Genomic DNA, 20,547 nt, shown 5'->3' on the forward strand with positions numbered 1-20,547 from the left:
ATAATAAGAAGGTATGTAAGCAGAAAAGGAGATAGAAAAGCAAATGTTAGCAAATTTAATAGAGCAGTTATTGCAATTTTTCGCAAGTTTAGGATACTTTGGAGTTGCTTTAGGGCTAATGATTGAAATTATTCCGAGTGAGATTGTCCTTTCTTATGCTGGTTTTTTAGTTGCGCAAGATAAAATAAGTTTTATTGGCGCAGTAATCGCCGGTACAATTGGCGGTACATTAGCACAAATCTTTTTATACTGGTTAGGATATTACGGAGGGCGTCCGGTAGTTGAAAAATATGGTAAATATTTATTGATTAACAAGCATCATTTAGATGTAGCCGAAAGTTGGTTTAAACGTTATGGTGCGGGGGTAATCTTCTCTGCTCGTTTCATCCCGATTGTACGCCATGCGATTTCAATACCAGCAGGATTAGCGAAAATGCCTTTAAAACTTTTTACACTATATACAGTAGTTGCGATTATTCCGTGGTCAATTCTCTTTATTTATTTAGGAGAAAAACTAGGTGGGAATTGGCGGCATATTAAAGAATATGCAGCTGATTATACGCATTACATAATTATTGGGGCAGTGCTCTTTATTGCTCTTTATTTCGGTTTAAAGGTATTGAAAAAAAGAAAAACAGTTCGTTAAAGCCAATGATTTCATTGGCTTTTTTTTATACGTTTCAGTTCTAAAATAAAGAAGTTGTCCATAATGTGTAGTAATAAAGCGTAGCGGGGGAATGAAATGAAAGGATCACCGTTTTTACGTGGAACATTATTTTTAACGATGGCAACGATGATATCTAAAATGCTTGGATTTATATATGTTATCCCATTTACAGCGATGGTTGGTACTAGTGGATACATATTATATACATATGCATATCGGCCATATACAATTATGCTGAGCATTGCAACGATGGGATTGCCACTTGCTGTTTCTAAAATGGTTTCAAAATACGATGAGTTAAATGATTATCATACAGTAAAACGGGTGCTAAAAAGTGGACTGTTTTTTATGGTTTTTATGGGAATTGTTTCATTTCTAGTTCTTTATATGTTAGCTCCATATCTTGCAAAGCTAGTGATCGACGGAAGTGATCAAACTGGTAATAGTATGACTGCTGTGACGTATAATATTCGAATTGTTAGTTTTGCATTATTGATTGTACCAGTAATGAGTTTATTGCGTGGTTTTTTTCAAGGATTTCAATCTATGGGACCGTCAGCATCTAGTGTAGTTGTGGAACAGTTTTTTCGTGTCTTAACAATCTTAATAGGAAGCTTTGTTGTTTTGCATATTTTGAAAGCGTCTGTTTCGTTAGCGGTTGGAGTTTCAACTTTTGGTGCATTTATGGGGGCAGCGGCAGGATTGACTGTTTTGATAGGGTTTTATATGAGAAGGCGAAAATATTTAAAACGGAAAGAGATTGCCAGTATCCCACAGACAACGAAGTCCTTTTTTGCTTTATACAAAGAGCTATTTACGTATTCAATTCCATTTGTTGCTGTTGGGTTAGCGATTCCGTTGTATCAAACAATTGATACATTTACAATCAATAAACTTTTAATAGAGATAGGTTACGTACAAGGTGAAGCAGAAAAAATAAATGCAATAATTGGGCTTGTCCAAATGGTTGTACTTATTCCTGTATCCGTTGCAACAGCTTTTAGTATGTCTCTTGTTCCTGAAATGACGAAAGCTTATACAGCTGGAAATGAACAATTATTATATAAGCATTTCACGAAAACGAATTTACTTGTTGTAGGGATTACAATTCCCGCAGCAATTGGAATGATTATATTAGCCCAACCTATATACACTCTTTTATTTGGAGTAGGAAATGATCCAAGTTTAGGAAGTGTTATTTTACGGTACTATGCACCAGCGTGTATATTATTTTCATTGTTTACAGTTACTGCTGCGATGTTACAAGGGATTGATCAGCAAAAAAAAACAGTTCTAGGTTTAACCTTAGGAATTATAATAAAGATTGTACTAAATATTATATTATTGCCGTACTTTGACTACACCAGTTTTATTATCTCAACATATGCAGGCTACACAGTTTCAGTTTCATTTAACTTGTGGATGCTGTCTAAATATGTTATAAAGGCAACATGAGCTTTTGAAAAGACAGAGCAATCTCTGTCTTTTTCTATTTTGAAAGAAATTATGAAGAAAAGCGTTTTCAAAATAATTTTCTATTGAAATTTAAACGTTTGTTTCATATGCTGAAAGTAGCGGTTCAAAAACTGTTGTTTAAGTGAGGTAGATTCCCACATGTAAAAAGAATCGGGGTGATAGTATGTTAAATATTTATTTAACAGACCGAAACGGAAAACTACAAGAAATAGAGGAAATTCAAAAAGGTTGTTGGATTAATGTACTCCATCCAACAGAGGAAGAAATTCAATTTCTAGTGCAAACATTGAATGTAGAATTGGATTTTATTAAAGACCCTTTGGATGATGAAGAACGATCTCGGATTGAAAAAGAAGATGACAATGCATTAATTATCGTTGATATTCCAACAGTAAGGCATGATGAAGAAGGAAATTCAATATACGACACGATTCCAATTGGTATGATTGTAATGCCGGAATGTTTCGTTACAATCTGTTTAGAAGAAAATCCGATTTTCGAGCGATTTATTAATCAGCGTATTAAAGAATTTTATACTTTTAAAAAGACTCGTTTTGCATTGCAGCTCTTATATACGATTTCTACTTATTATTTACGATACTTAAAACAAATTAACCGAAAAACAATCGACCTAGAGCACGAGTTAAATAAGTCGATGAAAAATAAAGAAATCTTTACATTATTAGGTCTTGAAAAGAGTTTAGTGTATTTTACAACATCTTTAAAAGCAAACAAAATTGTTATTCAAAAGTTAATGCGCAATAATACGTTTATTAAAATGTATGAAGATGATCAAGATTTACTAGAAGATGTATTAATTGAAAATAAACAGGCCATTGAAATGGCTGAAATATATAGTAATATTTTAAGTGGTATGATGAATACGTTTAGTTCGGTTATTTCTAATAATTTAAACAGTGTTATGAAGTTTTTAACTTCTATGACAATCATATTATCAGTGCCAACAATGGTTTCCAGTTTTTTTGGAATGAATGTTCCAGTTCCTTTAAGTGAAAATCCGCATGGTTTTTTAATGGCTATGATTATATCCGCAATATTATCTTGCGTAATGGCCTTTATTTTTTGGAAGAAACGTTATTTTTAAATCATATGAAAGCTGTTCTAGCATAGTTATCAAACTGCGCTAGAGCAGCTTTTTTGTCGTAATAAAACGTTTCTTATATACAATATGTGTATTGATGAAAAACTTATTTCCATGATTTGTAGATTTGAAAAGGGCTTGTTCAAATAATAAATTGAGGTTAAAATTACATATTGTTAATGAAAAGATGGAGGAAATACATCATGGAATTGTTTCAGTTACCGAAAGCATTCCTGCAAATGAATACGATTTTTATCTCAATTTTAATTGAAGCACTACCATTTGTGCTAATTGGTGTATTTATTTCAGGATTCATTCAAATGTTTGTGACAGAAGATATGGTGGCAAAATGGATGCCCAAAAATCGATTTCTGTCTGTATTATTAGCTACTTTTCTTGGCATGATGTTTCCAGGGTGCGAATGTGGAATCGTTCCAATTGTAAGACGTTTAATTGGGAAAGGTGTTCCGCCGTATGCTGGAATTGCATTTATGTTAACGGGGCCAATTATTAATCCGGTTGTATTATTTGCAACATATGTTGCGTTTGGAAGTAGTATGCATATGGTGTGGTATCGTTCCATTGTAGCCATTATTGTAGCTATTATCGTTGGACTTATATTATCGTTTATGTTTAAAGATCATCAACTACGTGATGAACATTTCCCAGAGGTGGATCATAAGCGTCCTTTGCGTAAAAAGATGTGGGACGTATGTACACATGCGGTTGAAGAGTTTTTCTCAATGGGGAAATACTTAGTAATGGGAGCATTAATTGCTGCTGCAGTTCAAACATTTGTACAAACTTCAACACTACTTTCTATAGGGCAAGGACCGTTCTCTTCATCAGCTGTTATGATGGGACTTGCGTATATTTTATCACTATGTTCAGAAGCGGATGCTTTTATTGCATCTTCGTTCCAAAGTACATTTTCAACAGCATCACTTGTCGCGTTCCTCGTTTATGGACCGATGGTGGATATTAAAAATATGTTTATGATGCTTGCGACATTTAAAACAAAATTTGTAATTGTTGTGATAGCTACAGTTACACTTGTGGTTTATGCAAGCTCACTACTCATTTATGCGATGGGGTGGTAGGTTATGTTTCGAGCATATATTTTACTCGGGTTTACAATCTTAATTGCGCAGCTTCATATTTCAGGTAATATAACAAAGTATATAAATATGAAGTACGCATATTTATCAAAAACAGCTGCAATTATTTTAGGGTTTTTAACACTTATTCAAATCATTGTTGTTTTCCAAAAGGAACACAAAAAGGAAAAAGATCAGCACAGTTGTGGTTGTGATCATAGTCATTGTGGACATGATCATTCAAAAGATGAAAACACATGGTGGAAACGAACTTTTGCGTATACATTATTTTGTTTCCCTATTATTTCAGGACTATTCTTTCCAATTGCGACGTTAGATTCAGATATTGTTAAAGCGAAAGGATTTCATTTCCCTGTTGCGCAAGCAGAGAGTACAGATCCATTTATTACAAGGCAGTTTTTAAGACCCGATACGAGTATTTACTATGGAAAAGAAGGGTATCGTGGTGTGATGGAAAAAGGAAAAAAAGAATACGTCACAAAAGATAATATTGCCTTGAAGGATGAAGACTTCTTAAAAGGTATGGAAACAATTTATAATTATCCTGGTGAATTTACAGGTAAGACACTTTCGTTTAAAGGATTTGTTTTCCGCGATGATTCTTCAAAGAAAGAACAATATTTCTTATTCCGCTTTGGTATTATTCATTGTGTAGCCGATTCAGGTGTATACGGGATGTTAGTGAAAAAGCCAGATGGAGTAGAGTGGAAGAATGATGATTGGATTGAAGTGGAAGGTGAAATTTCAACTGAGTTTTATCAACCATTCCATGCAAATATTCCTGTTTTGGAAGTAACAAAATGGAATAAAGTTGAACAGCCGAAAGAACAATATGTATTTAGAGGAGCCGATTGATTATAATCGGTTCTTTTTTATAGACATAAATTTATGAAAATTGCTAATATATAATATGTAGTTCACCTAGTGTAATTTTTATATACAAGATGAACAAAAAAGCATAGGGTAGTTTCAATGTTCTCATATTAATTAATATATAGGATGCATGGGACTAGGAGAATTTAGGGAGTATTTATTTCGTTTTCATGTTATGAAAGGTTTATGAATGAATTAAAGAGGTGAAGGAAATGGAAGAAACAAATGGGAAAACAGTTAATGAATCAAGAGTTTTTAAAACAAGTCGTGTCTTTCCAACAGATTTAAATGATCATAACACATTATTTGGAGGTAAAATATTAGCTGAAATGGATATGATTGCATCTATCTCAGCAACGAGACATTCACGAATGGAATGTGTAACGGCATCAATGGACTGGGTAGATTTTTTACATCCAGTTCGTTCAACTGATTGTGTGAGCTATGAATCGTTTGTCATTTGGACAGGGAGAACGTCGATGGAAGTGTTTGTAAAGGTAGTAGCGGAAGATTTAATTTCTGGTGAAAAACGAATTGCAGCAACATCTTTTGTTACATTTGTAGCACTTGGGAAAGAAAATAATCCAGTTCCTGTTCCGCATGTAATTCCCGAAACAGAGGGAGAAAAAAAACTACATGAAATTGCTGTTTTACGTGCGCAACAACGTCATATTCGAAAAGCAGAAAGTAAGAAAATTGCAACGTTATTAACTTTATAAGTAATTTGAAATGAAAAGCGGACACCTAAATTTAGGTGTCCGCCTTTATAGTTTTTTCATCTGCATATCGCTCTTTCGGGTGGCTAACTAGCAAAAGCAAGCAGCACCGACGATAATTAAGAGGATAAATAGTACGACAAGTAACGCGAATCCATTTCCATGTGCGAAGCCCATTGTTATTTCCTCCTTTTATTTTAAGATACAACATACAATATGCAAATTCACTCTTGTTTGACAGGGACATATATCACGAAAATATAGATTTTTCTTGTATGTTAACGTGAAAAAAAGGAAAGATATAGGAATAACAGTTTTTGAAGAAAGGGTTTTATCCATGAAAAAATGTGTATCCATTTTGTTATGGATCATAGGGATATTCATATGGATGAACATCGATTTAGAGATGGGGAAGAAAATGACTAGTGGGCTTGAAATATCACAAATTCGATACGGGAATTTCCAATTATATACAAACGGAACGGATTTGTATCAAAATTTGTTTGATGATATAAATCGTTCAGAAAAGTATGTCTATATTCATTTTTATATTGTTGGTAAAGATGAAGTGAGTCGTAATTTTTTACAATTATTAGAGAAGAAAGCATCGAGCGGTGTGGATGTGAAATTATCAGTAGACCGTATAGGTGGCTATAAAATGAAGAAACAAGTGATTCAGCAGTTAAAAGAAAAGGGTGTTAAGTTTACTTTTAGTAAAAAGCCTAAATTAAAGAATTTGTTTTATTCATTGCATCAACGTAACCACCGGCGTATTGCGGTGATAGATGGAAAGATATCTTACATTGGTGGTTTTAACATTGGAAAGGAGTATCTCGGTAAGGATCCTAAATTTGGGAAATGGCGTGATTATCAGTTGCGTATTGAAGGAGATGGAGCGACTGATATGGAACAGAAATTTGCAGAAGATTGGTATGCGGATACTGGTGAAAAACTTTCTTTGTACAAAGGACCATCTCAGCAAGGAAATGCAAAGTATCAATATGTATTTTCAGATGGGAAAGGGTTATGGCAGGAATACGGTGCATTATTAAAAGGGGCTAAAAAATCATTAATCATTGCAACGCCGTATTTTGTACCAAGTAAGGAAATGATGGATGGTTTACAAGAAGCATTGCGGCGTGGCGTGACGGTAAAGATTCTTGTTCCTTTTAAAAGTGACGCTCTGTTACTAAAACAAGCTGCTTATCCGCATTTAAAAAAGATGCTGGATGCCGGTGCGGAAGTCTATCAATACCGGAATGGTTTTTTTCATGGAAAGGTGACAATAATTGATGATATAAGTGTTGATGTAGGAACAGCTAATTTTGATAATCGTAGTTTTTACATAAATACAGAGTCGGACTGTTTTATATATGATAAAGCAGTTGTAGCTGAGGTATGGAAACGACTACAAGAGGATTTTCATGATTCTAAACGCTTAACTGATAAAGATTTTGACAAAATAAATAGCTGGGATTGGTTTCTAGCAAAGGTAGCAAATGTTCTGGCATCCTATTTATAGGCATATATTTAGAGGGAAGGGGGAGCTATGATATGAGATGTATGGAAGAGTTAATGAAGTGTAGTTATGAAATGATTCATATGATTGGTGAGTATATGAATAGGGTGGAAGGTGAAGAGTTAAAGGATATATTAAAACAACATTTGCCCTATATTTTGCAAGCTTACAATGAACAAGTGAACTTTCAAGAAGGTGAAAATATACAGCATATGATTTGTGAACAACTGAAGTCTCCCCTTATACAAAATGATATACCGATGAAGAATACAAGTCAGGGTGACATTGAACTTGCTATTTCCTATATTTCGAATTTAAAAAGATTAGCACTCAGATTCGCCCAAGTTGCTGTAGAAGTTGCAAATCCGGAATTTCGATCATTTTTGGAAAACTGCTTTGTTAAAATGAATCGTTATGCATATAGTGTATGGCAATATGTTGTGAAAAAAGAATACACAATAGAGAATATATATAAAGACGAAAGATTTGCATAGAATAAAAAAACAAGACGGCATATGAGCTGTCTTGTTTTTTTGAAAAGAATTATAAGCTTTTTACCATTCCACCATCAACAAGGAATGATTGCCCAGTCATATAAGTATTTGCATCGGATGCAAGGAATGTAGCAAATTTAGCGAATTCACTAGGACGACCATATCTTCCAAGTGGGATAATTGCTTCATATTGTTTTTGAACGTCTTCTACTGCAATTCCGCGCTTTTCGGCAGCTGTTTCATCGAGAGAAGCGATGCGGTCCGTAGCAATACGTCCAGGAGCAATCGTATTAATTAAAATGTTATATGGAGCAAGCTCAGATGCTAACGTTTTTGCTAAGCCTGTAATGCCGACGCGGAATGTATTCGATAATAGTAATCCGGGAATGGGCTCTTTAATAGAAGACGAAGCAATGTTAATAATTTTGCCGCCTTGCTCTTTCATATATGGAAGTACTTCACGAATCATACGAACGTAACTTAATAAATTGAGCTCAAATGAATTGTACCAATCTTCGTCTGTTAATTCTTCAAATGTACCAGGCTTAGGGCCGCCGGCATTGTTTACTAAAATATCAATTGTGCCAAGGGTTTGTACAGTATATTCTACCGCTTGTTTCATGTTTTCTTTGTTTGTAACATCACAAACTGTATACATGGCAGTGCCTTTATTAAGAGCGATCAATTCTTTTTGTAAAGATGCTAGCTTTTCTTCATTACGACTAAGTAGCATAACATTTGTTCCTTCTTTTACAAGTTCCGTAGCGATTGCTTTTCCTAAACCTTGACTAGAAGCAACAACTAGTGCAGTTTTTCCAGCTAATCCAAGTTCCATATATATCAACCTTTCTTTGTTATATTATTTTTATTATAAGTGAAAAAGATCCAAAATAAAAAACAAACGCCTCTCTTATCAGAAAATTTACAGAAATTTACCGTATCTTTACTCTTTTCTCATATTATCTTCAAAAAAGAGAAGTAATATGAGATTGTACATATTCTATCAAAAGGGGGATAAGCAAATGAATAAATGGGTTAAATCTATAACTGCTATGGCACTTGCGAGCTCTTTATTTATGGTAGGTTGTAGTAAAGGTGAGGACAAAAAGAAGGATGAGGACAAAACATCACAGCAAGATGAAAAGAAAGATCAAGAAACGAGCAAGGATAGTAATTCTTCAGATTCAAAGGAAAAAAAATAATATTTTGAATGGTAGGGCTTTCTCACGTGTTGGGGAAGCTTTTTTAGTTGCATATTTATCGTTTTTGAGAAAGAATAGAGAAAAATAGTAAGTAAGGAGTACGAAGATGAAAATATGTATATTTGGTGCAACTGGAAGAGTTGGGTCACAGTTAATGAAACTAGCATTACAAGATTCACATGATATCACAGTATTAGTTCGTGATCAAAATAAGCTTATGATGAGACATGATAAGCTACATATCGTAGAAGGGGATGTATTACAGGGAAATGATGTGAAGAAAGCTTTAAAGGACGCTGAGCTCGTTTTAAGCGCTCTTGGAACAGATGGAAATAGAACATTATCGAATAGTATACCTAGCATTATAAAACATATGGGGAAAGAGGGAGTAAAAAGGATTATTACGATAGGAACAGCAGGCATTTTACAGGCGCGAACAAATCAGAAGATATATCGATTTCAATCGGAAGAATCAAAAAGAAAAACCACAACGGCTGCAGAAGATCATTTAGCTGCTTATGTAGCTTTAAAAAATAGTGGGCTATGCTGGACAGTTGTTTGTCCTACACATTTAATTGATGGTGAAGAAACGGGTATATACCGGACGGAGACGGATATGTTACCACTGGATGGATCAAAAATTACGGTAGGAGATACAGCTCGTTTTACGTGGTCTCTAATAAATGAAAAAGTATATGAAAATAGCCGTGTAGGCATTGCTTATTAAAAAAACCATCCCTGAAAAGGGATGGTTAAAAAAGAATGTAACATACAAAAATGATAATCATAATAATTTGTAAAATTGCTTTTGCTACTGTACTGCTTAAGAAGCCGACGACTGTAGCAATTCCGACCATAAACGCTTCTTGTGGTGTCTTTTTATGCATTATTTCTGTCACGAAAACAGACAGAAATGGAATGATAATGAGACCAAATGGTGGGAAGAAAAAGGAGCCGATAATAATAGAAACCATTCCCACACGTTCACCCCATTTGGTACTTCCATATTTCTTTAAGAAGTATCCATTTGCGATAAAATCAGCAACGAAAATAATGATGGTAAAAATGATTTGAAGGATCCAAAAACTTATTGTTAGCTCCCCACCATTTATGCCAAAATGATAAATGAGATATCCAGCCCACAGTGCAAGTATGCCAGGGATAATCGGATAGATAAACGCAATAAACGATACGATAAAACAAGCAATTATACAAAGTGTTAATAAAACGGTCACTTTATATCTCCTTTTTACTATCTAGTTTATGTACAGCAACTTTCTTAATTTGATGCCCATCAAGTTCTAATGCTTTGAATTGGAAACCAGCATATTCAATTGAATAGCCAACTTCAATATTTAAATCAATTGCCTGAGATAGAAGCCAGCCCCCAATTGTATCTAAATCACTATCATCGATATGTAGACCAAATATATCATTTACTTCTGAAATGAGTACTTTTCCATCCAGTACAGTGAGTTTTGGTGTGCGTTTTTCAATCATTGGCGATTCATCTGCATCAAATTCATCTTGAATTTCACCAATAATTTCTTCAATAATATCTTCCATTGTTAATAGGCCAGCTGTCCCGCCGTATTCATCCATTACAATTGCCATTTGCACACGATTCTTTTGAAGATGAATTAATGTTTTACGGATTGGTACTGTTTCAAATACAGTTAAGACCGGATGTATATACGCTTCTAAAGGTTTTTGAATCCCCTTCGTTTGGTCGTGAAAAATTTCTTTTGTATTTAGCATCCCGATAATATCATCTTTATCTTTTTCAATAATCGGATAACGTGTATATTTTTCAGATGCCACGATATCCATATTTTCTTCTAATGTATTTTCGGTAGATAAACAAACCATTTCTGTGCGAGGTACCATAATTTCTTTGGCAACACGATCATCAAATTCGAAAATATTGTTTACATATTTGTATTCAGTTTGATTAATTTCACCACTTTTAAAGCTTTCACCTAAAATAAGTCGTAATTCTTCTTCTGAGTGAGCAAGTTCATTTTCTTTTGCTGGTTCTAAGCCGAATAGTTTTGTAAAGAATACGGCTGTACTATTAAGTGACCAAATGAAAGGATACATGATTTTATCAAACCAAATGAGTGGTTTGGCAAATTTTAATGTAATAGCCTCCGCTTTTTGAATTGCAAAAGATTTTGGAACAAGTTCCCCCAATACAACATGGAAAAAAGTGATGACACTAAATGCAATGATAAACGATAGCGTATTAGCCATTGCTCCAGTAATATTTATTTTTTCAAATAGTGGTCGTAGTAAGTGTTCAACAGTTGGTTCACCAAGCCAACCAAGGCCTAAAGACGTGATAGTAATACCAAGCTGACAGGCTGATAAGTATACATCTAAGTTAGAAACAACGCTTCTGGCAGCTAATGCTTGCTTATTTCCTTCATTTGCAAGCTGATCAATTCGACTTTTTCGTACTTTTACAACCGCAAATTCAGATGCGACGAAAAAGCCAGAAATGAGAATAAGTACAAAAATGAGAAAAATATTTAATATGTCCAAGTGTGTTCTCTACTCCGAAGTTGGAATAAAGATGTCACCTCCTGCAAGTATGTTATACTTTTATAATAAATCGAAATGAAAATAATAGTCAAAGGAAATGAGTAAATATTGGAATGTTTTTCTAACCATACATGAATTTGTTGGTATTTTACCCTGAATGAAAGGGGAATAACCCTCCATTTTTAAAAGGAGGGAGATAGCATGAAGCTTAATTACTTTATCAGTGTTTTTGTGATAGTGTAAGTTTGATGTTTAGACTGGTTTGTTGTCCACACGGATTGAAGAAAGGAAAGAATGATGTATGGAATATAAATGAGTAGCAGTCCAATTGTGACAACGGTCGGGGAACTTCCTCCAAATTGAATAATAAATTGTAGTAATCCTTTCGTATGAAAAATACATTCCATATAAAAAAATGACAGAATAATGGAGCTTAAAATAGATTTATGATTTGAAACAATTGCCATAAATAACGTATTAATGAGAAAAGTTGAATCACGTAAATCATGTTCTGCAGTTTTATTTAAAAACGGAATCCATTTTTTAATTGCCTGTATAACAATAATCATTGATGTACTACTTATGATGATGAGAGAGGAAAGGAATGGAATTGTTATGTACTTTGCGATGTATAAAGAAATTAAAACAATAGAACATTGTAATAAAGCAGTACTGAATGAGTATGGAATCCAGCGCAATATTGAAGTGTATTTTTTTAGTTGTTTTGGTGCCTTTAAGAATAAACGTCCCATTGTTAAGCTAATTGAAAAACCAATTGCGAGTGTGAATGTAAAACGCACGATTGATAAAAAGTATACTTCCCACATATAAGGGAATAGAAGTGTAGATTGTCCTGGAGCATGTAAAGTTGTGGTTGAATTTATAATAGGTTGTGATGAAAAAAGAATGGATTCATGCATCCAATCAATCATCGGGATGAAAATGGATGGAAAATGAGCGAGATTATGAAAAATCCCAAGTAAACCTTTCAAATAAGAAGACTCATGAGTTAATAATAAGGCGGGAATGGGGCTTATGATAAGAATAATAAGGAATCCTACAAAAAAGCGATATGTGTAAGAACGAAATAATGAAGACATAAAGGTTCACCTACTCTTTGAAAATTCAGAAAATTATTATTCTTATTTTAGCGCTTTTTTGCTAAAGTTACAATATCTTTTTCTTTACATATGGGTATAAGCTAGGATTATAAGTAATTCTCTTTATTTTCAGCTATAGTCAGTAACTAGCTTAAGTATGATAAGTTGCTTATATTATTTGTTGTACAGAATGATAATCTACTAAATTTCTCAAAAATGAATCATTCATGAACAAATAATGACAATAATATGAAAAGATTTCAGAAAAATAAAATAAATTATTTATTTTTTTCTGAAAATATAATATAGTTATGGCACAGAAAGTATTTTAACATAAGGAGGCTTTTTATGAGGATTAAAGGAAATTATGTGCCAAAAAGAGAAGTTTTATATTGCTCCATTTCATTTACAATAGGTGAAGCATTGGATCATTTAAATAAAACAGGTTATCGTTGTGTGCCAGTTTTAGATGAAAAGAAAGAGAAATTTTTAGGGAATGTATATAAAGTAGATATTTTAGAATATAAAGGTTCATTAGAAGATGATTTATCAGAATTATTAAATGATAAAGAGGGCTATGTGAGAGAAGACTCTTCTTTCTTTAAAGTGTTCTTTACAATTAAGAAGCTACCATATTTGTCCGTTATCGATGAGAAAGGGACATTTCTTGGAATCTTAACTCATAAAAAGGTATTTGAGTTATTAGAGGATGCATGGGGTGTTCATTCTAGCAGGTATTCTGTTATGGTGGGAACCCAAGATTATAATGGAGCGATTCAAAAACTATCTACAGTTTTGAAAAAATATAGTGGCATCCAAAGTTTAATGACATTTGATAATGATGCGTTATTAGTACGCAGAATTATGTTTACACTAGGCGAAGAATTTAAACCAGAAGAATTAGATTCATTGCTTAAGGATTTAGAAGACCATGGATTTCGCGTTGTATATGTAGAAGAAATGAATAATCCACGTGAAGTGGAGACAATAGAATAGAAGATACAAAGCCATCTGTATAATTTAGATGGCTTTTCGTTATACATAAAAAAGGAAATAGTAATGTTATTTCGAGATAACAAAATGAATCGTTGCATATTTGTTTCTAAAATATTTTCCTAAAAGAATAATAGACGAGGAAGGAGAACTTATTATTTTGTTTTTCGAAAAATTCTATATAAAAAATATGTTTTTATTTTTCAACTAAATATGTTACTATATGTGTGACAAAAGCAAAGAAGTCTGACAAGTTTACTCCATGGTTTAACACTCTAATGATTTGAATATTCAAAAAAATCAAAATTTATAAATTAGAGTAATAAAAAGGGGAAGTGGAGAAATTATGGAGAAAGGCATTGCCTTTTAAGGGGCGATATATTAATCAACATGAGCAGAGAGGAGGATGCATAGCATATTGTGAAAAAAGATAAAAACAATAGGGAACATGCTATGCAAGAAAAAGATGAAGGGACGATTAAGGCCAGGAGATACGATAGCAATTGGTTTGATGTTGTTTGCATTATTTTTAGGAGCAGGAAATTTAATTTTCCCACCAGTATTAGGTCAACAAGCAGGAGAAAATGTTTGGATTGCCACAATTGGATTCCTTGTGACAGGAGTCGGACTTCCTCTATTAGCTGTAACCGCTGTAGCTTTTGTAGAGGGAGACTTAAAAGCGTTATCCTCTAGAGTACATCCTATATTTGCGTTTATTTTCCCACTGATTAGTTATTTAGCGATTGGACCATTCTTTGCAATCCCGCGTACAGGGGCAGTTTCATTTGAAATGGGAATGAAGCCGTTTCTATCAGAAGCGTTTGTGTCAGAGTGGTATATGCTGTTTCTATACACAGTAGTTTTCTTTGGGGTTACTTGGTATTTATCATTAAATCCATCAAAACTAATTGATTGGTTTGGAAAGTTCCTTACCCCATTATTAGTATTAATTGTTGCTGTAATTGTTGGAAAAGCGATTATTGATCCAATTGGGGCGCCTGCTGCACCATTAGATGCATACAAAGAAAATGCATTTTTTGGCGGATTTATTCAAGGATATTTAACGATGGATGCTATTAGTGCACTTGTATTTGGGATCGTTGTTGTACAAGTTATTCGTTCAAAAGGGATAAAAGAGAGTGGACAAATTGCAAAAATAACAATTATATCAGGAATTATTGCTGTGGTAGGCTTAACATTAATTTATTTATCACTTGCTTATCTTGGTTCGACAAGTACATCACTTGGCGTTTCTGATAATGGAGGTCTTATTTTAACGAAAGTTGTAAATGAGCTATATGGAACAAGTGGAAAAGTATTGTTAGGCCTTGTTATTACACTTGCATGTTTAACAACTTCAGTTGGACTTACATCGGCGTGTGCGGGATTCTTTACAAACTTATTCCCAAGATTATCACATAAAATGATTGTCACATTGGTATGTGCGTTTAGTTTATTTGTATCAAACTTAGGGTTAACACAGCTTATTGCTGTAACATTGCCTGTGTTACTGATTATTTATCCTGTTGCGATTGTACTAATTGTTCTGTCTTATTTCCATAAATGGATTGGGCAGCGAAATACAATATATATCGGTGCGATTTTAGGGGCACTAGTTATTAGTCTATTTAACGGTTTAGAAAGTGCAAATATTAAGTTTGATGCTATAACAAATGTGTTGCAAATGCTTCCTTTATATAAGGAAGGAATTGGATGGTTATTGCCATCATGTGTTGGTGGAGTTATCGGTTACTTCCTATATAGACCAAATGAATCAAGGGAGTTACAAAAGAAAGGTGCTTAGGCATCTTTCTTTTTTTAGAGGGAATTTGCATGTTTTGTCTAAATGATAATTTGGGAGGGAGAATAAAATGGCTAATTTTGAAGACTTTTTACAGTTAGATTTACGTATTGGAACGATAAAAAAAGCAGAAGAGTTTAAAGAAGCGCGTGTACCTGCAATTAAGCTGGAAATTGACTTTGGTGAACTTGGTATGAAGCAATCCAGTGCTCAAATTACAAAGCGGTATACACCAGAAGTGTTAATTGGAAAACAAGTTGTTGCCGTAGTGAATTTTCCACCAAAACGTGTTGCAGGCTTTAAATCAGAGGTGCTTGTGTTAGGAGGAGTCCCAGAACATGGTGATGTAATCTTATTGCAACCTGATATAGAAATTCCAAATGGAACGCCAATTAGTTAATATGGGAGAGGATTGGAAATGGAAGTTAGAAAAGCTTATTTAGAATGTGTTTTTTCAAACTTTAAGGCGATTCAAAAGCAAGGAGAACAATCGCTTTCACAGTTATCATATGAACAACTATGCTGGACACCTCATGAAGAAGCAAACAGTGTTGAGATTATCATTAAACATTTGCATGGGAATATGCGCTCAAGATGGACAGATTTCTTAACGACAGACGGTGAAAAGCTAGATCGGAATCGTGATGGTGAATTTGAAGGCGGTTATGCTTCAAAAGAAGAAGTGCTAGCAGCATGGGGGGAAGGATGGGGGTATGTTTTTCAAGCGCTGCAATCATTAACTCCGCAAGATCTTTTAAAGATAATTCATATTCGTGGTGAAGCGCATAGTGTTATGCAAGCAATTGAAAGGCAGATTGCTCATTATGCATCACATATTGGACAAATTATTTATGTTGGGAAATTGCTGAAAGAAAAAGATTGGGAGTGTTTAAGTATTCCTAAAGGACAGTCTAATCGCTATCTTCAAAAGTGACGTTCGATATAATAATAAGAAATGAAGCGATATAGAGCTGGTAGTAAAAAAAGATCCAAATAATTGAGGGTTCAGTTATGGTTAAAACACTCCCTATAGCGAGAGTATACCAAATGAAATATGCTCCAAATAACGTGTTAATAGGAATGAAACTAGAAAAGAAAAATTGTTGGCTAAAACAAGTATTGTGAAATAAGTAGATACGTATGTAAAATATTGTGGTGATAAGATCTTGTTTTCTGATAATTTTCTTCTGGCATTTATGACATATAAAAGGTGGTTTCATCTTTACACTCCATTTAAAGGTAAGTATTAAGTTTTTCTTACATTTGTTACTAGTTTATAAATAAGGAGATATAAAGAATATACTCCTACATAAGCCCCGGTAAGGAGAAATAATGGATTCAATAAAATACTGTGAATGGTTGTCATAAATACTAAGCCGTGCAGTACAACATCATATATGTTAAAAGCAATTAGTATACCCAGTATATATAATGAAAGGTACGCGCAAATATCTAAGAAAGCACGGATTTTAGGGTGTGCTGCAAATAATAAAAAAACACATGATAAAACAATAGGAATTATACCTATAATTAGCTTCAATTCACTTCACCTCTATGACAATATAGCCGAAATTTAGGCGGTCTATTCTCTATAGCTTGTACATAAGTTGGAACAGAGAGGGTGATGTTATGAATCGAGGCTTTTTTTATGTAAAATTAAAGAGTGTACGAAAGCTCATTTTATTTGTTGTCATTATGATGTTAGCAACTTTTTTTCTTATTAGTATGATGGTGACTTCATTAAAAGAAACAAAGTCAGCATATTTATATAATTGGTTGAATGAGTTGTCAATAAATGGTTATATGTATGTGATTGGAAAGGAAAATCACTATTTTACACAAGAATATCGGAATTTAAATCAAGATTTTTCGATTTCATCTTTTCTTTTTTCAACTGTAACGAATATTCGATTTGATGATGTACGTAGCTTTGTTGGAAAGGAGCTTCCGGGTTTTGGGAAATACGATACGGAAATCGTCATTGCTGGTGAAGGAACAGATTATTCTAACTTACCAATAGAATCGAGTGTTCCACTTGAGGAAGTAGTGAAAGAGCGGACTGGAGAAGCAGGACAAGTTCCGAAAACGGATACAAATAAAGACAAGAAACAACCATCTCAAACAACTGGGAAAAGACAAGTGGCCTTTATTTATCATACGCATAGCTGGGAGTCTTATTTACCGTTATTAAATTTGACAAATAATCCAAATCCAAATAAAGCGACAAGCTCTGTGACGAATATTTCTATTTTGGGAGACAGATTCCGTGAGCAATTAGAAAATGAAGGGATAGGGGCAGTTAATGATAAAACAGATGTTGGGGAGAGGTTGATTAGTAAGGGTTTAAATGATACAAGTTCTTATAAAATGTCTCGTGAAGTTGTACAGGAAGCAATGGCTATTAACAGAGAATTGCAATACTTCTTTGATTTGCACCGAGATAGCGCTCGTAAAAATGTCACAACAAAAGCGATTGGAGATAAATCATATGCGAAGCTTGCTTTTGTCATTGGAAAAGGAAATAAAAATTATGCAAAAAACTTACAATTAGCAACTGCGCTACATGAAGCGATTAATAAAAAATATCCTGGAGTAAGCCGCGGTGTTATTCAAAAGGGATTTCAAACAGGGAACGGTGTTTATAATCAGGACTTATCAGGACAAGCGATTTTAATTGAAGTGGGAGGTGTAGATAATACATCTGAAGAATTAAATCGTTCCATTGATGTATTGGCGAAAGCATTTAGTGAATATTTTTGGCAAGCAGAAAAGGTAAATGGATGAACGTAAGTGAGATACTTACGTTTTTTTGTGTGTTCAAAAAATAAAAAGATGGAAGCTAAGCTTTTATCTCGCTATCCGCGGGTAGTAAGCCCCAACTTTAAAATGTAGCAAATGTAAAAAATTTAAGTGAGGTAAGAAGAAAACTCCCACTGATTAAAGTTTCACTTTATTGTCACAATTTTTTCTTCATTATATTGATATCGAAAATTGTCTATTTCTTCTGGGGAAAATAGAAAGGAATTTCATAAAAAAATAGCGAAAATCTCTTTATAAAGAAAATTTTTATATTATAAACTTGGTAGGGTGATAGAAATGATTCGAGAAATTCGAGTAGAGGATGCAGCAGCATTTTTGCAATTAGGAAAACAATTGGATGAAGAAACTACTTTTATGCTATTAGAACCAGGTGAACGGAATACAACAGTAGAGCAGCAAACACAAATGATTCAACGTTTTGTAGAAGATTATAATTCTACTATATTTGTAGCAGTAGAAGGGGAGCAATTAGTTGGATTTATTTTAGCTAATGGTGGTAATGTGCAAAGAAACAAGCATGCAGCAGCAATTGTAATTGGAATCTTACAAGAATATGGCGGAAAAGGAATTGGGACGACATTGTTTAAAGAAGTAGAAAAGTGGGCAAGATTACATGATATATGGCGTTTGGAATTAACAGTAATGGCCCACAATACAAGAGCGCAGGCACTATATAAAAAAGCAGGATTTGAACAAGAAGGTGTCAAAAAAGCTTCTCTTATTGTCGAGGGTGAGCGTGTCGATGAGTATTATATGGCCAAATTATTAAAATAAGAGGTCGTTGTATGAAAAAAAGATGGACACTACTGGGTGTCGTAGTAGTTGTAATTATTATTGGAGTGGCAAGCATTAATTATAAAATGTATAAAGATAAACAGGCACAAGAGGTGAATAGTAGCGTTGTATTTCCAAAAGCACAAGAAACTATTGCCAAAATGGAAGGAGATCTTGCGGTTGTCAATAATCCTGATTCCGTACTTGTACTTGTAAATAAAAGCAGACGGCTACCAGATCGTTATAAGCCACAAGATTTAGTTATTCCAAAAGTGCGTTATTCGAGTGAAGGTGATCAAGAGAAAAAGAAGATGAGGAAAGAAGCAGCGCAGGCACTTGAAAAAATGTTCGAGCAAGGAGATCAGGAGCGGATTTTTCTTTTTGCAGTTTCTGGATACCGGTCTTTTGATCGGCAAAAAGCATTAAATACAATGTATAAGATTCAAGATGGAGAAGCAAAAACAGCAATGTCTAGTGCTGTTCCAGGAACGAGTGAACATCAAACGGGACTCGCAATGGATATTACATCACAATCAGCTAAATTCCAATTAGAGTCTGTTTTTGGAGATACAAAAGAAGGGAAATGGCTATCTCAAAATGCGCATCGATTTGGTTTTGTCATTCGGTATACAAAAGAGAAGGAGTCCATTACGGGCTATCGGTATGAACCGTGGCACGTACGTTATGTAGGGAATCCACAAGCGACATATCTATATGAAAATCAACTCACCTTAGAGGAAGCGATGAAGTAATGAATTGAGGGGAGACGGATTAGATGACGATGTTATATAAGAAAAAAGTATATGCATACATTACAAGGGAGAAAGCAGGAGTTATGCAGTTGCTTGTTTTTACTCATCGTGATATACCAGAAGCAGGTATACAGGTCCCAGGTGGCACAGTTGACGAAGGAGAAAAATTAGAAGCAGCAGTACTGCGTGAAGTAATAGAAGAGTCTGGACTTCGTCATTTATGTATAGAACGTTTCATTGATGATTATATCATCTATATGAAAGAAAAACAGGAGTATCAAAAGCGTCACTTCTTTCACATTTCATTATTAACAGATGTAAAAGATATGTGGGAACATATAGTAAGTGCAGGAGAGGAAGATGAGGGCCTAACATTTTGTTATGAATGGGTTGATATAGCAAAGTGTCCTGTATTAGCAGGGAATCAAGGTGAATTTGTACATTTATTAGAGGACGTGTATGTGAAATAAAAGAGAGTTTGAAAATAGGAAGAGAATATATGTGATTGTTAACAACGTTTTAGATAGTTTTATTCGTCTAAGGCGTTTTTTATTTTGTTTGAAGGTTTTTATGTATGGTAGACGAAATGTTTAAAC

24 protein-coding genes and 1 pseudogene are annotated in these 20,547 nt (G+C 34.0%); 18 read left to right on the top strand and 7 right to left on the bottom strand.

From position 1 onward, the window contains the following. The first annotated feature begins 43 nt into the window (after window positions 1–43). The 6 genes from uptA (at window position 44) to JDS96_RS04310 (ending at window position 5,955) form a co-directional block, all read left to right on the top strand. Window positions 44–646, top strand: coding sequence for an undecaprenyl phosphate transporter UptA (gene uptA / locus JDS96_RS04285; protein WP_003197119.1), 603 nt, complete (start codon window positions 44–46; stop codon window positions 644–646). Between the two features lie 96 nt (window positions 647–742). After that, window positions 743–2,122 carry a putative polysaccharide biosynthesis protein gene (locus tag JDS96_RS04290; RefSeq protein WP_199666189.1) on the top strand — a complete coding sequence of 460 codons (1,380 nt, stop codon included), beginning with the start codon at window positions 743–745 and terminating at the stop codon, window positions 2,120–2,122. A gap of 184 nt (window positions 2,123–2,306) precedes the next feature. Continuing rightward, a complete protein-coding gene (locus tag JDS96_RS04295) occupies window positions 2,307–3,248 on the top strand; it encodes a magnesium transporter CorA family protein (protein ID WP_003197123.1) in 942 nt (313 codons plus the stop codon). Window positions 3,249–3,448: 200 nt separating this feature from the next. Further along, window positions 3,449–4,345 carry a permease gene (locus JDS96_RS04300; RefSeq protein ID WP_003197125.1) on the top strand — a complete coding sequence of 299 codons (897 nt, stop codon included), beginning with the start codon at window positions 3,449–3,451 and terminating at the stop codon, window positions 4,343–4,345. A 3-nt stretch (window positions 4,346–4,348) separates the two neighbouring features. After that, a complete protein-coding gene (locus JDS96_RS04305) occupies window positions 4,349–5,218 on the top strand; it encodes a TIGR03943 family putative permease subunit (RefSeq protein ID WP_003206931.1) in 870 nt (289 codons plus the stop codon). 230 nt (window positions 5,219–5,448) lie between these two features. Continuing rightward, a complete protein-coding gene (locus JDS96_RS04310; RefSeq protein ID WP_018781325.1) occupies window positions 5,449–5,955 on the top strand; it encodes an acyl-CoA thioesterase in 507 nt (168 codons plus the stop codon). An 87-nt stretch (window positions 5,956–6,042) separates the two neighbouring features. On the opposite strand, the gene JDS96_RS04315 is transcribed toward JDS96_RS04310, so the two are convergent. After that, entirely contained in the window at window positions 6,043–6,129 is an 87-nt protein-coding gene (locus JDS96_RS04315) for a YjcZ family sporulation protein (protein WP_000505094.1), read from the bottom strand. Between the two features lie 160 nt (window positions 6,130–6,289). On the opposite strand from JDS96_RS04315, the gene cls reads away from it, so the two are divergent. Both cls and JDS96_RS04325 read left to right on the top strand, forming a co-directional pair. Next, window positions 6,290–7,474: a cardiolipin synthase gene (gene cls / locus JDS96_RS04320; RefSeq protein ID WP_018781324.1), complete on the top strand. Its 1,185-nt coding sequence runs from the start codon at window positions 6,290–6,292 to the stop codon at window positions 7,472–7,474. Between the two features lie 32 nt (window positions 7,475–7,506). Then, entirely contained in the window at window positions 7,507–7,965 is a 459-nt protein-coding gene (locus tag JDS96_RS04325; protein WP_199666191.1) for a spore coat protein, read from the top strand. A gap of 49 nt (window positions 7,966–8,014) precedes the next feature. Here JDS96_RS04325 and JDS96_RS04330 read toward each other — a convergent pair whose 3' ends face one another. Then, window positions 8,015–8,800 (bottom strand): SDR family oxidoreductase, encoded by a 786-nt coding sequence (locus JDS96_RS04330; protein WP_199666193.1) that lies wholly within the window; start codon window positions 8,798–8,800, stop codon window positions 8,015–8,017. A gap of 187 nt (window positions 8,801–8,987) precedes the next feature. Here JDS96_RS04330 and JDS96_RS04335 point away from each other — a divergent pair, with 187 nt between their 5' ends. Both JDS96_RS04335 and JDS96_RS04340 read left to right on the top strand, forming a co-directional pair. Beyond that, window positions 8,988–9,167: a hypothetical protein gene (locus JDS96_RS04335; RefSeq protein WP_199666195.1), complete on the top strand. Its 180-nt coding sequence runs from the start codon at window positions 8,988–8,990 to the stop codon at window positions 9,165–9,167. A 106-nt stretch (window positions 9,168–9,273) separates the two neighbouring features. Next, on the top strand, window positions 9,274–9,894 hold the full coding sequence (locus tag JDS96_RS04340; protein WP_199666196.1) for an NAD(P)-dependent oxidoreductase: 621 nt from the start codon (window positions 9,274–9,276) through the stop codon (window positions 9,892–9,894). Between the two features lie 25 nt (window positions 9,895–9,919). On the opposite strand, the gene JDS96_RS04345 is transcribed toward JDS96_RS04340, so the two are convergent. The 3 genes from JDS96_RS04345 to JDS96_RS04355 all read right to left on the bottom strand — a co-directional run bounded on the left by JDS96_RS04345 (window position 9,920) and on the right by JDS96_RS04355 (window position 12,811). Next, window positions 9,920–10,402, bottom strand: coding sequence for a DUF456 domain-containing protein (locus tag JDS96_RS04345; protein WP_003197140.1), 483 nt, complete (start codon window positions 10,400–10,402; stop codon window positions 9,920–9,922). Between the two features lies 1 nt (window position 10,403). Further along, on the bottom strand, window positions 10,404–11,711 hold the full coding sequence (locus JDS96_RS04350) for a hemolysin family protein (RefSeq protein WP_003197142.1): 1,308 nt from the start codon (window positions 11,709–11,711) through the stop codon (window positions 10,404–10,406). Between the two features lie 212 nt (window positions 11,712–11,923). Then, window positions 11,924–12,811, bottom strand: coding sequence for a hypothetical protein (locus JDS96_RS04355; protein WP_003206939.1), 888 nt, complete (start codon window positions 12,809–12,811; stop codon window positions 11,924–11,926). Between the two features lie 348 nt (window positions 12,812–13,159). Between JDS96_RS04355 and cbpA the strand changes: the two genes are divergently transcribed. From cbpA to JDS96_RS04375, 4 genes are all read left to right on the top strand, one after another. Next, window positions 13,160–13,807, top strand: coding sequence for a cyclic di-AMP binding protein CbpA (gene cbpA, locus JDS96_RS04360; RefSeq protein WP_003197146.1), 648 nt, complete (start codon window positions 13,160–13,162; stop codon window positions 13,805–13,807). 463 nt (window positions 13,808–14,270) lie between these two features. Further along, on the top strand, window positions 14,271–15,608 hold the full coding sequence (gene brnQ4 / locus JDS96_RS04365) for a branched-chain amino acid transport system II carrier protein BrnQ4 (protein ID WP_029427084.1): 1,338 nt from the start codon (window positions 14,271–14,273) through the stop codon (window positions 15,606–15,608). A 67-nt stretch (window positions 15,609–15,675) separates the two neighbouring features. After that, window positions 15,676–16,005, top strand: a complete 330-nt coding sequence (gene csaA / locus JDS96_RS04370; RefSeq protein ID WP_098929509.1) for a chaperone CsaA — start codon at window positions 15,676–15,678, stop codon at window positions 16,003–16,005. Window positions 16,006–16,023: 18 nt separating this feature from the next. Continuing rightward, window positions 16,024–16,539 carry a DUF1572 family protein gene (locus tag JDS96_RS04375; protein WP_199666198.1) on the top strand — a complete coding sequence of 172 codons (516 nt, stop codon included), beginning with the start codon at window positions 16,024–16,026 and terminating at the stop codon, window positions 16,537–16,539. Here the strand turns inward: JDS96_RS04375 and JDS96_RS31870 are convergent. Beyond that, window positions 16,530–16,825: pseudogene (locus tag JDS96_RS31870) on the bottom strand (permease). The gene JDS96_RS04375 and the pseudogene JDS96_RS31870 sit on opposite strands and share 10 nt — an antisense overlap. Window positions 16,826–16,851: 26 nt before the next feature. Then, window positions 16,852–17,145, bottom strand: a complete 294-nt coding sequence (locus JDS96_RS31875; protein WP_016114606.1) for a hypothetical protein — start codon at window positions 17,143–17,145, stop codon at window positions 16,852–16,854. A gap of 89 nt (window positions 17,146–17,234) precedes the next feature. On the opposite strand from JDS96_RS31875, the gene spoIIP reads away from it, so the two are divergent. The 4 genes from spoIIP to JDS96_RS04395 all read left to right on the top strand — a co-directional run bounded on the left by spoIIP (window position 17,235) and on the right by JDS96_RS04395 (window position 20,421). After that, window positions 17,235–18,389: a stage II sporulation protein P gene (gene spoIIP / locus JDS96_RS04380; protein ID WP_199666200.1), complete on the top strand. Its 1,155-nt coding sequence runs from the start codon at window positions 17,235–17,237 to the stop codon at window positions 18,387–18,389. A 312-nt stretch (window positions 18,390–18,701) separates the two neighbouring features. Further along, window positions 18,702–19,199 carry a GNAT family N-acetyltransferase gene (locus JDS96_RS04385; RefSeq protein WP_033796087.1) on the top strand — a complete coding sequence of 166 codons (498 nt, stop codon included), beginning with the start codon at window positions 18,702–18,704 and terminating at the stop codon, window positions 19,197–19,199. An 11-nt stretch (window positions 19,200–19,210) separates the two neighbouring features. Beyond that, entirely contained in the window at window positions 19,211–19,951 is a 741-nt protein-coding gene (locus JDS96_RS04390) for a M15 family metallopeptidase (protein ID WP_006094622.1), read from the top strand. 23 nt (window positions 19,952–19,974) lie between these two features. Continuing rightward, a complete protein-coding gene (locus JDS96_RS04395; protein WP_003197163.1) occupies window positions 19,975–20,421 on the top strand; it encodes an NUDIX hydrolase in 447 nt (148 codons plus the stop codon). Window positions 20,422–20,547 lie beyond the last annotated feature (126 nt).

This window comes from Bacillus cereus group sp. N21 (assembly GCF_016483395.1).
GTDB lineage: Bacteria > Bacillota > Bacilli > Bacillales > Bacillaceae_G > Bacillus_A > Bacillus_A pseudomycoides.

Excerpts from the sequence above, each read along its gene's own strand:
- JDS96_RS04390 (WP_006094622.1), top strand. The coding sequence starts at position 19,211 with ATGAAAAAAAGATGGACACTACTGGGTGTCGTAGTAGTTGTAATTATT.
- csaA (WP_098929509.1), top strand. The coding sequence starts at position 15,676 with ATGGCTAATTTTGAAGACTTTTTACAGTTAGATTTACGTATTGGAACG.
- JDS96_RS04330 (WP_199666193.1), bottom strand. The coding sequence starts at position 8,800 with ATGGAACTTGGATTAGCTGGAAAAACTGCACTAGTTGTTGCTTCTAGT.
- cls (WP_018781324.1), top strand. The coding sequence starts at position 6,290 with ATGAAAAAATGTGTATCCATTTTGTTATGGATCATAGGGATATTCATA.
- JDS96_RS04325 (WP_199666191.1), top strand. The coding sequence starts at position 7,507 with ATGAGATGTATGGAAGAGTTAATGAAGTGTAGTTATGAAATGATTCAT.
- JDS96_RS04300 (WP_003197125.1), top strand. The coding sequence starts at position 3,449 with ATGGAATTGTTTCAGTTACCGAAAGCATTCCTGCAAATGAATACGATT.
- spoIIP (WP_199666200.1), top strand. The coding sequence starts at position 17,235 with ATGAATCGAGGCTTTTTTTATGTAAAATTAAAGAGTGTACGAAAGCTC.
- JDS96_RS04315 (WP_000505094.1), bottom strand. The coding sequence starts at position 6,129 with ATGGGCTTCGCACATGGAAATGGATTCGCGTTACTTGTCGTACTATTT.
- JDS96_RS04295 (WP_003197123.1), top strand. The coding sequence starts at position 2,307 with ATGTTAAATATTTATTTAACAGACCGAAACGGAAAACTACAAGAAATA.
- brnQ4 (WP_029427084.1), top strand. The coding sequence starts at position 14,271 with ATGAAGGGACGATTAAGGCCAGGAGATACGATAGCAATTGGTTTGATG.
- JDS96_RS04375 (WP_199666198.1), top strand. The coding sequence starts at position 16,024 with ATGGAAGTTAGAAAAGCTTATTTAGAATGTGTTTTTTCAAACTTTAAG.
- uptA (WP_003197119.1), top strand. The coding sequence starts at position 44 with ATGTTAGCAAATTTAATAGAGCAGTTATTGCAATTTTTCGCAAGTTTA.
- cbpA (WP_003197146.1), top strand. The coding sequence starts at position 13,160 with ATGAGGATTAAAGGAAATTATGTGCCAAAAAGAGAAGTTTTATATTGC.
- JDS96_RS04310 (WP_018781325.1), top strand. The coding sequence starts at position 5,449 with ATGGAAGAAACAAATGGGAAAACAGTTAATGAATCAAGAGTTTTTAAA.
- JDS96_RS04290 (WP_199666189.1), top strand. The coding sequence starts at position 743 with ATGAAAGGATCACCGTTTTTACGTGGAACATTATTTTTAACGATGGCA.
- JDS96_RS04395 (WP_003197163.1), top strand. The coding sequence starts at position 19,975 with ATGACGATGTTATATAAGAAAAAAGTATATGCATACATTACAAGGGAG.
- JDS96_RS04385 (WP_033796087.1), top strand. The coding sequence starts at position 18,702 with ATGATTCGAGAAATTCGAGTAGAGGATGCAGCAGCATTTTTGCAATTA.
- JDS96_RS04305 (WP_003206931.1), top strand. The coding sequence starts at position 4,349 with ATGTTTCGAGCATATATTTTACTCGGGTTTACAATCTTAATTGCGCAG.
- JDS96_RS04335 (WP_199666195.1), top strand. The coding sequence starts at position 8,988 with ATGAATAAATGGGTTAAATCTATAACTGCTATGGCACTTGCGAGCTCT.
- JDS96_RS04355 (WP_003206939.1), bottom strand. The coding sequence starts at position 12,811 with ATGTCTTCATTATTTCGTTCTTACACATATCGCTTTTTTGTAGGATTC.
- JDS96_RS04340 (WP_199666196.1), top strand. The coding sequence starts at position 9,274 with ATGAAAATATGTATATTTGGTGCAACTGGAAGAGTTGGGTCACAGTTA.